12 protein-coding genes are annotated in these 13,181 nt (G+C 67.8%); 6 read left to right on the forward strand and 6 right to left on the reverse strand.

Features of this window, described 5'->3' with window-relative positions; genetic code table 11:
* Positions 1 to 2 precede the first annotated feature (2 nt).
* The 5 genes from dut (at position 3) to dxs (ending at position 6,851) form a co-directional block, all read left to right on the forward strand.
* Positions 3 to 455 carry a dUTP diphosphatase gene (gene dut, locus FB560_RS08225; protein WP_188895184.1) on the forward strand — a complete coding sequence of 151 codons (453 nt, stop codon included), beginning with the start codon at positions 3 to 5 and terminating at the stop codon, positions 453 to 455.
* Positions 448 to 1,035 (forward strand): DUF3710 domain-containing protein, encoded by a 588-nt coding sequence (locus FB560_RS08230; protein WP_141871915.1) that lies wholly within the window; start codon positions 448 to 450, stop codon positions 1,033 to 1,035. Before dut ends, FB560_RS08230 begins: the two co-directional genes overlap by 8 nt.
* A complete protein-coding gene (locus FB560_RS08235) occupies positions 1,032 to 1,766 on the forward strand; it encodes a DUF3159 domain-containing protein (protein ID WP_141871916.1) in 735 nt (244 codons plus the stop codon). The genes FB560_RS08230 and FB560_RS08235 overlap by 4 nt, the downstream gene beginning before the upstream one ends.
* Positions 1,767 to 1,919: 153 nt before the next feature.
* A complete protein-coding gene (locus FB560_RS08240) occupies positions 1,920 to 4,754 on the forward strand; it encodes an aconitate hydratase (protein WP_141871917.1) in 2,835 nt (944 codons plus the stop codon).
* A gap of 156 nt (positions 4,755 to 4,910) precedes the next feature.
* Complete coding sequence (gene dxs, locus FB560_RS08245) at positions 4,911 to 6,851, forward strand: 1-deoxy-D-xylulose-5-phosphate synthase (RefSeq protein ID WP_141871918.1); 1,941 nt, start codon at positions 4,911 to 4,913, stop codon at positions 6,849 to 6,851.
* 6 nt (positions 6,852 to 6,857) lie between these two features.
* Here the strand turns inward: dxs and FB560_RS08250 are convergent, their stop codons facing one another.
* The 6 genes from FB560_RS08250 to FB560_RS08275 form a co-directional block, all read right to left on the reverse strand.
* Positions 6,858 to 7,358 carry a hypothetical protein gene (locus FB560_RS08250; RefSeq protein WP_141871919.1) on the reverse strand — a complete coding sequence of 167 codons (501 nt, stop codon included), beginning with the start codon at positions 7,356 to 7,358 and terminating at the stop codon, positions 6,858 to 6,860.
* Positions 7,355 to 7,960 (reverse strand): hypothetical protein, encoded by a 606-nt coding sequence (locus FB560_RS08255; RefSeq protein ID WP_141871920.1) that lies wholly within the window; start codon positions 7,958 to 7,960, stop codon positions 7,355 to 7,357. Before FB560_RS08255 ends, FB560_RS08250 begins: the two co-directional genes overlap by 4 nt.
* On the reverse strand, positions 7,957 to 8,631 hold the full coding sequence (locus FB560_RS08260; RefSeq protein ID WP_141871921.1) for a TetR/AcrR family transcriptional regulator: 675 nt from the start codon (positions 8,629 to 8,631) through the stop codon (positions 7,957 to 7,959). Before FB560_RS08260 ends, FB560_RS08255 begins: the two co-directional genes overlap by 4 nt.
* A 45-nt stretch (positions 8,632 to 8,676) precedes the next feature.
* The gene (locus tag FB560_RS08265; protein WP_233444081.1) at positions 8,677 to 9,366 is read right to left on the reverse strand and encodes an SPFH domain-containing protein; all 690 of its coding nucleotides are present in this window, start codon (positions 9,364 to 9,366) and stop codon (positions 8,677 to 8,679) included.
* Positions 9,367 to 9,463: 97 nt separating this feature from the next.
* Complete coding sequence (locus FB560_RS08270) at positions 9,464 to 10,933, reverse strand: glycerol-3-phosphate dehydrogenase/oxidase (protein ID WP_141871923.1); 1,470 nt, start codon at positions 10,931 to 10,933, stop codon at positions 9,464 to 9,466.
* A complete protein-coding gene (locus tag FB560_RS08275; protein WP_141871924.1) occupies positions 10,930 to 11,526 on the reverse strand; it encodes a TetR/AcrR family transcriptional regulator in 597 nt (198 codons plus the stop codon). The genes FB560_RS08270 and FB560_RS08275 overlap by 4 nt, the downstream gene beginning before the upstream one ends.
* A 59-nt stretch (positions 11,527 to 11,585) precedes the next feature.
* Here FB560_RS08275 and FB560_RS08280 point away from each other — a divergent pair, with 59 nt between their 5' ends.
* Positions 11,586 to 13,181, forward strand: a complete 1,596-nt coding sequence (locus FB560_RS08280; RefSeq protein ID WP_141873175.1) for an FAD-binding oxidoreductase — start codon at positions 11,586 to 11,588, stop codon at positions 13,179 to 13,181.

The raw sequence follows: 13,181 nt of genomic DNA on the forward strand, positions 1-13,181 counted from the left end.
GGGTGACCGATTCCGTTGATGTCCCCATTATCGCCTCTGTGGTCCCCGGATACGCCCACCCGGGCGACGCCGGCGCCGACCTGGTGGCGGCGGAGGCCGTGCATCTCGCACCGGGCGAGCGAGCGCTGGTCGCGACCGGCGTGCGCATCGCGTTGCCCGAAGGGTACGCCGCCTTCGTGGTCCCGCGCAGCGGTCTCGCGGCCAAGCACGGCATCTCGATCGTCAACTCTCCGGGGACCGTCGACGCGGGGTACCGCGGTGAGATCAAGGTGAGTCTGATCAACACCGACATCCACAGCGCGTACGATGTGGCCGTCGGCGATCGCATCGCGCAGCTGATCGTCATGCCCGTGACACGTGCCACGTTCATCCCGGTCGAAGAGCTGCCGGACAGCGTGCGCGGCGAAGGTGGATTCGGATCCACCGGCTATCAGGCAGGGAAGAACAATGACTGACAACACCCCCAACCCCGCGAAGTCCGCGCCGCTCAACCGGGCGACCGACGGGCCCTTCGACGATTCCGAGGCGAATCCGGTCCGCCCCTACATCGACCTCGGCGGCATCAAGATCCTTCCTCGCGAGGGACTCAATCTGCGCCTCGAAGTCGAGGAGCAGTCCAAGCGCATCGTGGCGGTCGGCCTCGATTACGCGGAATCCTCGCTTCAGGTCCAGCCCTTCGCCGCGCCGCGGTCCGGCGGACTGTGGGACGAGACCCGTGTGCAGCTCCGCGATCAGGTGCGCGCCCAGGGCGGCCGCGTCGAAGAGCGCGAAGGCGCACTCGGCAAAGAGCTTCTCGCCGAGGTGCCCGCCACGGCGAGCGAAGGGTCAGGACTGCGTCTGGCACGGTTCATCGGCATCGACGGTCCCCGCTGGTTCCTCCGCGGTGTGATCGGCGGCGCTGCGGCGTCCGATCCTGACGCGGCGGAGAAGGTCGAGGACCTGTTCCGTTCCATCGTCGTGGTCCGCGGTGGTTCCCCGATGCCTCCGCGCGATCTGATCCCGTTGAAGATGCCGGCGACGCCGGGATCCGCGTGAGCACCCCCGAGCCCGGCGCCGAACGAGAGCAGAGCGCATCCGAGATCTTCGGTGCGGCGCTCGGCGGTGCGGCACGGCGTGCGGGGCTGGATCCCGCGGACGAGGGAAGAACTCACAAGGTCGTCTGGTCGGCGATCGGCGGGTGGCGCGGGATCCTCGAGTCGGTCCTGCCGAGCCTCGCGTTCGTCGTGCTGTTCACGCTGCAGCCGAAACCCCTCATCCTCGCGCTCGGCGTCTCTGTCGGGCTCGCTGCGGTCTTCACGATCATCCGTCTCATCCAGAAGTCGCCGCCGTCGGCCGCGCTCGGGGGACTGGTGGCCGCAGCCGCCGCTGCCGGACTGGCGCTGTGGACAGGGCGCGGTGAGGACAACTTCGTTCCCGGACTCGTGACGAACGCCGTCTACGGTTCTGCGCTGCTCATCTCCGCACTGATCGGCTGGTCTCTGATCGGTCTCGCTGCGGGCTTCCTGATGGGGGAGGGTACCGCCTGGAGGCAGGACCGTCGCAAGCGTCGCGCCTTCTTCTGGCTCGGGATCGCGTGGGCGGCGCTGTTCTTCGCCCGTCTCGCCGTGCAGTTCCCGCTGTATCTGGCCGGTGATGTCACCGCGCTCGGGACTCTGAAGCTGGTCATGGGGCTGCCGCTGTTCGCGCCGTTGATCGCCGTGACGTGGTTGGTCGTGCGTGCGCTGTACCCCCGCGCGCCTGCGCACGAGGATGCCTCTGCGGCGTGATAGATTTATCTTGATATCAAGATAAATCGCAGGCTTCTGCCGCGGGTCGAAAAGGCGCAGACTGGTTAGGTCCGCCTTGCTAGCCGCAGGACCTCCGAGGCGAGCAAGATGGAACCGCCTGTCGCTTCCATCAGATCAGAAGGAGACGGAATCGTGTCCACGGTGAACAGCTTCGGTGCCCAGAGCACCCTGACAGTCGGCAGCACCGACTATGAGATCTTCCGCATCGACACGGTGCCCGGTTTCGAAAAGCTTCCCTTCAGCCTCAAGGTGCTGCTGGAGAATCTCCTTCGTACCGAGGACGGCGCGAATGTGACGAAGGCGCAGATCGAGGCCCTGGGCTCGTGGGACGCGTCCGCGGAGCCGAACACCGAGATCCAGTTCACGCCGGCGCGCGTGGTCATGCAGGACTTCACGGGTGTTCCCTGCATCGTCGACCTCGCCACCATGCGTGAGGCCGTCACCGCCCTCGGCGGCGACGCGAACAAGATCAACCCGCTCTCGCCCGCGGAGATGGTCATCGACCACTCGGTGATCGCCGATCTCTTCGGCTCGGAGAACGCTCTCGAGCGCAACGTCGAGATCGAGTACGAGCGCAACGGCGAGCGGTACCAGTTCCTCCGCTGGGGCCAGACGGCCTTCAGCGACTTCAAGGTGGTTCCCCCCGGAACCGGCATCGTGCACCAGGTGAACATCGAGCACCTCGCCAAGGTCATCTACGACCGCGACGTGAACGGCGTGCTGCGCGCGTACCCCGACACCTGCGTCGGCACCGACTCGCACACCACCATGGTCAACGGACTCGGCGTCCTGGGCTGGGGCGTCGGCGGCATCGAGGCAGAGGCCGCCATGCTCGGCCAGCCCGTGTCGATGCTCATCCCGCGTGTCGTCGGTTTCAAGCTGAGCGGCGAGATCCCCGCCGGCGTCACGGCGACCGATGTCGTGCTCACTATCACCGACCTGCTGCGCAAGCACGGTGTCGTCGGCAAGTTCGTCGAGTTCTACGGTGCGGGTGTGGCCTCGGTGCCCCTCGCGAACCGCGCCACGATCGGGAACATGAGCCCCGAGTTCGGCTCGACGGCAGCGATCTTCCCGATCGATGACGTCACTCTCGACTACCTGCGCCTCACGGGTCGCAGCGAAGAGGCCGTCGCACTCGTCGAGGCATACGCCAAGGAGCAGAAGCTCTGGCACGATGCCGCACACGAGCCCACGTTCAGCGAGTACCTCGAGCTCGACCTCGGCACCGTCGTGCCGTCGATCGCCGGGCCGAAGCGTCCGCAGGACCGCATCCTCCTCTCCGAGGCGAAGTCGCAGTTCGAGCAGGACATCCTGAGCTACGCCACCGCGTCGACCTCGGACTCGATCGTCGACCTGGAGTCGAAGCACTCGTTCCCGGCCTCCGACCCCGGTCAGACGCCCGGCGACGAGGAGCCGACCACGCGCCCCGTGCACATCAACAGCGGTGCTCCGGCGAATGCCTCCAAGCCGGTGCCGGTGACCACGCCGTCCGGTGAGAAGTACATCCTCGACAACGGCGCCGTCACGCTCGCGGCCATCACCTCGTGCACCAACACCTCGAACCCGTCGGTGATGATCGCCGCCGGTCTCGTGGCACGCAAGGCGCTCGAGAAGGGCCTGAAGCAGAAGCCGTGGGTCAAGACCACGCTCGGCCCGGGCTCGAAGGTCGTCACGGACTACTACGAGAAGTCCGGACTCGACAAGGACCTCGAGGGGCTCGGCTTCTACACCGTCGGCTACGGCTGCACGATCTGCATCGGCAACTCCGGCCCGCTGATCGAAGAGGTCTCCGCGGCCATCAACGATCACGACCTCGCCGTGACCGCGGTGCTCTCCGGAAACCGCAACTTCGAGGGGCGCATCAGCCCCGATGTGAAGATGAACTACCTCGCCAGCCCGCCGCTGGTCATCGCCTACGCGCTGGCCGGATCGATGCACTTCGACTTCGAGAACGACGCGCTGGGCAAGGGCACCGACGGTGAAGACGTCTTCCTGAAGGACATCTGGCCCACGCCCGCCGAGGTGCAGGAGCTGGTCGATTCCTCGATCTCCCGCGAGCAGTTCATCAAGCAGTACGCGACCGTCTTCGACGGCGACGAGCGCTGGAAGAGCCTGCCGACTCCGGATGACGCGATCTTCCAGTGGGACGACAAGTCGACCTACGTGCGCAAGGCGCCGTACTTCGACGGCATGACGATGGAACTCACCCCGGTGCGCGACATCCAGGGCGCCCGTGTGATGGCGACGCTCGGCGATTCGGTCACCACCGACCACATCTCGCCGGCCGGAAACATCAAGCCGGGGACGCCCGCGGCGCAGTACCTCACCGAGCACGGTGTCGACCGCAAGGACTTCAACTCCTTCGGTTCGCGTCGTGGCAACCACGAGGTCATGATCCGCGGCACGTTCGCGAACATCCGCCTGAAGAACGTCATGGTCTCGGCGGTCAACGACGGCCAGGTCGTCGAGGGTGGCTTCACCCGCGACTTCACGCTTCCGGGTGGACCGCAGTCGTACATCTACGACGCGAGCATGAACTACCAGGAGCAGGGCACGCCGCTCGTCATCTTCGGTGGCAAGGAGTACGGCTCGGGCTCATCGCGTGACTGGGCGGCCAAGGGTACGAGCCTGCTGGGCGTCAAGGCGGTCATCACCGAGAGCTTCGAGCGCATCCACCGCTCGAACCTGATCGGAATGGGCGTCGTCCCGCTGCAGTTCCCCGCCGGACAGAGCTGGGAGTCGCTGGGACTCGACGGCACCGAGGTCGTCTCGATCTCCGGTCTCGAGGAGCTCAACAACGGCGTCACGCCGAAGACGGTCCGCGTGACCGCCACTCCGAGCGAGAACTCTCCCGAGGGCAAGCAGGTCGTGGAGTTCGACGCGGTCGTCCGCATCGACACCCCCGGTGAGGCGGACTACTACCGCAACGGCGGCATCCTGCAGTACGTGCTGCGTTCGCTGGTCTGACGCATCGCTCGAAAGGGGCTCGGAACATGATTCCGGGCCCCTTTCGTCGTGTCAAGGGTCCTGCCCTCTCCGAGGATTCCCGGGGGAGCGCGATAGGATCGACACGGCGTCCGCACCCCGCGCGAGCGCCGCTACGGAGCCTGTGAGGAGGCGCAGATGCCCATTCTTCCGAGCATCTCAGGACCCCGAGATCTGGACGCGTTGTCCGCAGATCAACTGGTCGAACTCGCCGCAGAGATCCGCGAGTTCCTCGTCGAGAACGTCTCCCGCACCGGTGGACACCTCGGCCCCAACCTCGGCGTCGTCGAGCTCACGATCGCGCTGCACCGCGTCTTCTCCTCGCCGGACGACCCGTTCATCTTCGACACCGGGCACCAGTCGTACGTGCACAAGCTCCTCACGGGCCGACAGGACTTCTCCGACCTCCGGGTGCGTGGCGGTCTCGCCGGCTACCCGCAGCGCAGCGAGAGCCCCCATGACGTCGTCGAGTCCTCGCACGCCTCCAGTTCGCTGAGCTGGGCGGACGGCGTCTCACGCGCCCTCACCGCCACCGGACGCGCGGACCGACATGTCGTCGCTGTCGTCGGTGACGGTGCGCTCACGGGCGGTATGACCTGGGAGGCGCTCAACAACATCTCCGACGACAACGACCGCAACCTCGTGATCGTCGTGAACGACAACGGCCGCTCCTACGCGCCCACCATCGGTGGCATGTCCCGGTATCTGAACCGGGTGCGCACGGCCGCCGCCTACAAGGACCTGCACCACAAGTCCGATCGTCTGTTCCGGGCGTTCGGTCCCGTCGGGCGTGCGGTCTTCCGCGGTGTGCGCGGCGGCACGCACGGCTTCCTGTCGCGCTTCACCAACAACGAAGCGCTGTATTCCAACCTCGACATCAAGTACCTCGGACCGGTCGACGGACACGATCTGCCCGCGCTCCTCGAGACGCTCGAGCTCGCGAAGTCCTACGGGGCGCCCGTGATCGTGCATGCGATCACCGAGAAGGGCCGTGGTTACCAGCCGGCTCGCGATGACGATGCGGATCAGTTCCATGCCGTCGGCCGCATCGATCCGGTCACGGGGGAGACGCTGTCCTCCGGCGGACGCGGGTGGACGGATGTGTTCTCGGATGCGCTCGTGGATGTGGGCGGACGACGCGACGACGTGATCGCGATGACGGCTGCCATGCTGCGTCCGACCGGACTCGCCCGATTCGCGGAGCGGTTCCCCGACCGTGTGTACGACGTCGGCATCGCGGAGCAGCACGCCGTCGCTTCGGCCGCCGGGCTCGCCTTCGGAGGCCTGCACCCGGTCGTGGCGGTCTACGCGACGTTCATGGGCCGCGCGTTCGACCAGGTGCTGATGGATGTCGCCCTGCACCGCGCGGGCGTGACCTTCGTGCTGGACCGTGCCGGAGTCACCGGTCCCGACGGCCCCAGCCACCACGGCATGTGGGATCTGGCGATGCTGCAGATCGTCCCGCACATCCGGATCGCCGCCCCGCGTGACGGCGCGCGGCTCACAGAAGCGCTGGATGAAGCAGTCGCGGTGGACGATGCGCCGACCGTGATCCGGTTCCCCAAGGGCGCGGTCGCGGAGGATCTCCCCGCGATCGAGCGCCTTCACGACGGCGTCGACGTTCTCGCCAGAGGCGAGTCCGAAGACGTCCTGATCGTCGCGATCGGCCCGTTCGCGACTCTCGCGATGGATGTCGCCGCCCGCCTGCGGGCCCAGGGTATCGGCGCCACCGTGATCGACCCGCGATGGGCGATCCCGGTGCAGGCGTCGGTCACGGCTCTCGCTGCACGACACCGCCTGGTGATCACGCTCGAGGACGGTATCCGTGTCGGCGGCATCGGCACGCGCGTGCGCCAGGTGCTGCGTGAGGCGGGCATCGACACCGCGGTGGACGAGCTCGGGCTGCCGGATGAGTTCATCGACCACGCGTCGCGCGAGCAGATCCTGGAGGATGCCGGTCTGACGGCCCCCAAGATCGCGCAGGACATCGTCGCCCAGGTGCTCGGCACCCGCATCCCGTTCGCACGGAACGCGGGGGAGACCGGCGCGATCGACCTGCCGCTCCACGAGCGCCGCTGAACCTGATCAGGAGTTCGAGCCCCAGGGCTTCCTCTCCTGTCGAGATCGCCAGAACGTCCGATACCAGCCGCCCGCGACCGAGATGGCGCAGGTGACGATGACCACGGCGACGAACGGCGCGGGCGGTTGCCCGATGATCCCCGATGCCGTAACCGCGGCCCCGATGGCGGCGCCCAACCCGGCGAAGGCGAGCAGGTGGGCGACGACGTGATCGGTGGCAACGAGCAGGCGGCCGAGCCCCCACGCGAGCGGTGAGCCTGCCAGCATCACGAGCAGTGATACCGCGCCGCCGATCGGGATGCCGTACAGGAGGAACACGACGATCGAAGAGAAGACGTTGCCCCACGGCGGACCTGACTGCAGAACTCCCGTGACGACAAGGGTGCCCGTGAGCGCGATCATGAAGAGCAGCCAGGCGCTCCAGGCTCCGCGCCAGAACTCGCGACGGGTGAAGCGCATCCGGTTCTCGACTGCCAGGCTCCCCTGAGGTGTGCGTGCGGCGTTCATGATTCCCTCGGAGCTTCGGCGTGATCTGCCGCTGTCACGCGGTCCTCGTACGCGGCGTCCGGATCCGGATGGCGCGGTCCTGGAGTGATGAGGCCGGCATCTATCCGGAGTGCGCGTCGAGCGGTCCACCACCACGCGAGCGGGATGGCGAGTGCGGCGGATGCCGCGGGAACGACCACGACGTAGTCCCACGGCATCACCGGGTCGAGAGGACGCCCGCCGCGGAACGCGACAAGGTAGCCACCGCCGATTGCTGCTCCCAGGAGCGCGTAGACCGCGAGGTGGACCCCGACGGAACGCACCCGCCGAAGCGCGAGCGCGATCGGCAGCATGATCACGATCCCGAAGGGTACGACGAAGGCTGAGACCACGCCTGCGACCAGTGCGATCATCATGAGGAAGAACAGCAGGCCCAGGAGACGCTCCGGGGCCGATTCGAGCGCAGAGCTCGGATACAGCATGGCGAGATGCACGGTCTCCCCGCATATCAGCAGCACCATGAACACGAACCAGGCGGTGATGCCCCCGCGAATGAGCTCGTGGCCGGTGAACGCCCATGGCTTCTCCGCGGTCCGCACGGGCGACGACGCGACGGCGCTCACGAGCGCACCTCGGTGACGAGGCGGAGGAGTTCGCGCGTCGTCGAGTGAACCCCCGGCATCCGCACGAACGGGAGCGCGATGGCGAGCAGGCGGAGCCCGGCATCCAGCATCCGGCTGGTCTTCTCCTGATCCGGTGAACCGTCGTAGGTCCAGCGCAGCACGAGCCCGAGGTACGACACGAACAGCGCCTCGGGCAGCAGATCGGCGACGTCGGTGGGAAGTCGATGCTGAGCGCCCTCGACGGCTTCCCGGAACAACCCCACGGTCATGTCGCGTGCCGGTGCGGACTCTGCGGACAACGGGTTGATCGGCGAGTCGGGTGCGATCATCGCCGCGAGGAACCCCGGCGCGCTGCGCTGGTAGGGGACCAGCGCAGCGAGGCCGGTCTCGAAGACGATGCGCAGTCGATCGACCAGGGCGCGGTGCTCCGCGAGAAGCCCGTGAGCGGTCGCGGCGTGCTCTTGCTGCACGCGCACGTACAGGTCCTGAACGAGGTGATTCTTCGACGGGAAGTAGTAGTACGCGTTGCCGACCGAGACCTCGGCCTTCTCGGCGATGAGCCGCATCGTCGTGTCGGCGTATCCGCGTTCGATGAACGACTCGATCGCGGCCGCGCTGATCCGCGCGCGCGTACGGGCGCTCTTGGACTCGAGGGCATCATTTTCGAACATGTTCAAAACGATACACCCGCACCGTGGCGCGCGGAGGATCGCCCCTCAGTTGAGTGCGTGCAGTGCGGCGATCGCCTGAGGCGCAGAGTCCGATGCCCGCAGCGCCTGGGAGAGCAGATAACCGTCCGTCAGGGCGTCGCCGGTGATCATGACGTTGACCACCTCGACCCCGCACGCCGCGATGACCTTCTCGTTGCACGCGGCGAGGACCTGCGCGCCGAGCGCATCGTTGTGGGGAAGCTCGGCGCCCTCGAGCGAGCGGATGACATCGCGCAGCGAGGCCGAGATGATGTTGGCGGCGCGCTCGGTGACGTTCACGACATCGAGCTCGAACACCCGGAGGTCGCGCCCGGATGCCAGCGGGCGCCATTCGAACGACGCGTGCACGAGATGCTGGTGCCCACTGGCTCCCGTGAGCTGTCGGGCAGGGAGATCGGTCGCCCGGCAGCGCACGTCGATCAGCTTGTACCAGTAGAAGAGCGGGAAGGCACCGTGCGAGCCGGGCGTCAGCACCACGACCTCCCCGACCCCCGGCGTGCCGGGCTTGCCGAGGCGGGCGCGGCGGATGATCGGTTTGCCGTTGCGCGTGCGGATCGCCGCCCACCCCTCGTCCACCGTGATGATGAAGAGCTTGAGAAGTGCAGGTATCACCAACAGGACGGTCAGAACCGCCGTCCCCGTCTTGACCAGACCGCCCATCGCCCCGCCGCCGAACATGCTGAAGATCGCGTCCACGCTCATACTCTGCACCGCCGACAGTGCCGCAGAGGTGTTGCACTGCCTCTCCGCACCGGATGTTCACCCGGATTTCGTACGGGGTTCCGGATGTGCGTCAACGCAGGCGGGTGAGCGTCTCCGCCACGATCTCCTCGATGAACGGCGCCGCCCGCTCGCGGTCAGGGGGGACCAGGCCGATCCTGGTGCGACGATCCAGCACGTCCTCTGCAGACAGGGCGAGTTCCTCGCGGACCGCGAACTCCACGGTGGCGCGGGTCACGGGGATCCCTTCGGCGACGAAGGTATGAGCGTCGGCATGCGTGGATCGGGCCACGCTGGCGCCGTCGCGCACCAGGGGGAGAGTCGTCGTCCTACTCGCAGGCGCAGAGATGCCGCGCGCGGAGACGACGCTGTCGACGGCGTCCTCCGCCATGCGTCGGTAGGTCGTCAGCTTGCCGCCGAGCACCGTCACGAAGCCCTCGTCCGACATCGAGACGAGATGACGGCGGGAGACGTCGGCGGTCGATGCGGTTCCGCTGTCGACCAGCGGACGCAGGCCGGCGAAGGCGCCGCGCACGTGCTCACGCCGGATCGGATGCGCAAGGACGCGGTTGAGGTTCGCGAGCAGGAACGAGATCTCGCCCTCCGACGGCTCGGCGACGCGCGGGATGGGGCCCGGGGCGTCCTCATCCGTGATGCCGACGATCACCCGGCCGAGCTGCTGCGGCAGGGCGAAGATGTAGCGGCTGATCGATCCCTCCAACGGGATCGTGAGTGCGGCGCGGGGACTGCCGAGACTATCCGCATCCAGCACGATGTGCGTGCCGCGGCTCGGTCGCACCGTGATCGACTCGTCGAGCGCTCCGGCCCACACTCCCGTCGCATTCACCACGCTCCGCGCCCGGAGCTCCCACCGTTCGCCGGTGATCGCATCTTCGACAGTCGCACCCTCTGCTCTCAGCGCGAGAGCGCGCACGCGTGTCAGGATGCGGGCGCCGAGCCCCGCTGCGGTTCGCGCGACCGACACCACCAGGCGGGCGTCGTCGATGAGCTGTCCGTCGTAGGAGAGCATCCCGCCGCGGAGACCTCGAGGCCGGACGCCAGGGGTGAGGCGGAGAACCGTACGCGCGGTCACGGGGCGCGGGGCGGGGAGCACGGTGCGACGGGTGTGCGCGTGCATGCGCAGCAGATCGCCCATTCCCATGCCGACAGCGCCGGCCGCTCGTTGCCTGACGGTCACACCCGGGCCGAAGGGAAGTACCTGGGCGAGTGGTCGGATGAGGTGAGGGGCGATCGTGCTCATCAGGTGGTGGCGTTCGATCGCGCTCTCGCGCGCCGTGGCGAAGTCTCCCGTGGCGAGGTAGCGCAGACCGCCGTGCACGAGTTTGGAGCTGAAACGACTGGTGCCGAACGCGAGATCCTCTGCCTCGATCAGGGTCACCCGCAGACCGCGAGCGGCGGCGTCGAGCGCCACCCCGGCGCCGGTGATCCCTCCACCGACGACGAGGACGTCGACGGTCTCCTCGGATGACCGTTCGATCTCGACACGCCTGCGCTCGGCGTTGAGCGCGGTCCCGGCAGTCATGGCCGAAGCAGTCCGTCGATGGCGGCACGGAGTTCGTGCTGCCAGGCGTCTTCGTCGATCAGGTCGGCGACGGTGCCGTGCGAGAGGACGGCGGATTGGGCGATCAGCAGCAGCATGACTGCCATGTCCCGTGGAGTACCGCGACGGACGGAATCGTCCTGCTGCGCAGCGCTGATGGCTGCTTCGAGCCAGCCGAGGATCAGGCGCTGACTGGATCCGACCCGCTGCAGGGTGTAGCGGGTGAACGCCTCCGGTTCGTCGTCGAGCAGTCGCGCGTAGACGGCATCCGCGCGGAACATCGTCGTGAATCGCAGCACATCGTCGACCAGTTGCGGACGGCTCCGCGCGGGGACGGGGAAGGCATCGAGAATCCGCGACACCCGCCGCAGGAGGGCCGACCTCACCACGTCATCCGCGTCGCTCCAGTTGCGATAGATCGTGGGACGGCTGAGTGTGGAGCGTCTGGCGAGCTCGGCGACCGTCACACCGTGTACGCCGCGGCGCCGGATCAGTGCGTCGGCCGCGTCGAGGATCCGCTCGCGCGTGGCGTCGCCCTGGCCGTTCGAGACATCTGCTGGTTGACGTTCTTCCATGATCTGTCACACTGTAATGCATGGACCGAGAAAGCGGCAGGGTCGATGGCGATCGGCCGATGAGATGGAACGGATGGGGAGATCCCGCCCAGGCGACGGATCTCCCGCTCGCTGTGCGGACTCTGCTGCCGTTGTTGCTGGGCAGGACGAGACGCCCTGCGGACGCGGTCGAACTGGCCGATGTGACCGTCGCCCCCTCCGCGCTCACGGCGCATGATCTGGACGTCTTCGGACGCGCGGTGGGCTTCGCGCAGGTGGATGTGACGCACGAGGCCCGCATCCGCCATGCCGGCGGCCGATCCACGCCGGACCTGCTCCGGCGGCGCGCGGCCGAGCAGCGGGTGCCGGATGCCGTGCTGCGCCCCGGCACGCATGACGAGGTGACCGCGGTGCTCACCGCGGCCGCTGAACTCGACGTGGCCGTCATCCCGTTCGGGGGAGGGACGAGCGTCGTCGGGGCGCTCGATCCCGACAGAGGGGCGCATCGCGCCGTGGTGAGCCTCGATCTGCGCCGATTGTCGGGACTGATCAACCTCGACCCGGTGAGCGGAGACGCCGTGCTCGCCGCGGGAACGACGGGGCCAGAGGCGGAGGGGCTGCTCTCCGCGCACGGTTTCGAGCTCGGTCACTACCCGCAGAGCTTCCGGTACGCCACGATCGGAGGCTTCGCGGCTGCCCGGTCATCCGGACAGAACTCCGCGGGGTACGGCCGGTTCGACACGATGGTCACGGGCATCCGCGTGGCCACGCCGACCGGCGACCTGGAACTCGGTCGATCGCCCGGCTCGGCGGCCGGTCCCGACCTGATCCGGGTGTTCCTCGGCTCTGAGGGGATCTTCGGGGTGATCACAGAGGTCAGGGTCCGGGTACATCCCCTTCCGCAGCAGCGGATACTCGAATCCTGGTCGATCCCTGACTTCGCGACCGGTGCCGAGGCGCTGCGACACGTGGCGCAGAGCGCGACCGGCCCGACCGTGATCCGTCTGTCCGATGAGGCGGAGACTGCCGTGAGCTTGGCGCAGCTGGGCAAGATCGGCAAGGTGCTGGCGAAGGGGGCGAGTATCGTCACGGTGTATGAGGGCGACGACATCGCGCACCGGCGCGCGCGCACGGCCGAGATCCTCCGTGCGGCGGGCGGGTCCTCCTCCGGCGAGACCGACGCGGAGGCGTGGCTCGACGGTCGATTCGACGGGCCATACCTGCGGGATTCCCTTCTCGACGCCGGTGTCTTCTGCGAAACCCTCGAGACGGCCACGGTCTGGGCCGGTCTCTCCGGTCTGCGTGATGCGGTGACGAGTGTGATCAAGGACGGCTTCGCGGCGGAAGCCGGCGCCAAATCGTTCGTGATGTGCCACATCTCCCACATCTACCCCACGGGTGCCTCGCTCTACTTCACGATCCTCGCCGGGGTGCGCGGCGACCAGCTCGCCGTCTGGGAGAAGGTCAAATCCGCCGTGAACGATGCGATCCTCGCGGCCGGCGGCACGATCAGTCATCACCATGCGATCGGACGCGATCACGCCCCGTGGCTGGCGCAGGAGATCGGTGAGACGGGCGTGCGCATCCTGTCGGCGATCAAGCGCGAACTCGATCCGCGTGGCATCCTCAACCCGGGCGCGGTGATCGCGATGGACCGCGCCGGACGAACGGACTGA

This window comes from Microbacterium saperdae (genome assembly GCF_006716345.1).
GTDB lineage: Bacteria > Actinomycetota > Actinomycetes > Actinomycetales > Microbacteriaceae > Microbacterium > Microbacterium saperdae.

Coding starts and splice junctions, on each gene's coding strand:
- FB560_RS08230 (WP_141871915.1), top strand. CDS start 448: ATGACTGACAACACCCCCAACCCCGCGAAGTCCGCGCCGCTCAACCGG.
- dxs (WP_141871918.1), top strand. CDS start 4,911: ATGCCCATTCTTCCGAGCATCTCAGGACCCCGAGATCTGGACGCGTTG.
- FB560_RS08250 (WP_141871919.1), bottom strand. CDS start 7,358: ATGAACGCCGCACGCACACCTCAGGGGAGCCTGGCAGTCGAGAACCGG.
- FB560_RS08260 (WP_141871921.1), bottom strand. CDS start 8,631: ATGTTCGAAAATGATGCCCTCGAGTCCAAGAGCGCCCGTACGCGCGCG.
- FB560_RS08270 (WP_141871923.1), bottom strand. CDS start 10,933: ATGACTGCCGGGACCGCGCTCAACGCCGAGCGCAGGCGTGTCGAGATC.
- FB560_RS08275 (WP_141871924.1), bottom strand. CDS start 11,526: ATGGAAGAACGTCAACCAGCAGATGTCTCGAACGGCCAGGGCGACGCC.
- FB560_RS08280 (WP_141873175.1), top strand. CDS start 11,586: ATGAGATGGAACGGATGGGGAGATCCCGCCCAGGCGACGGATCTCCCG.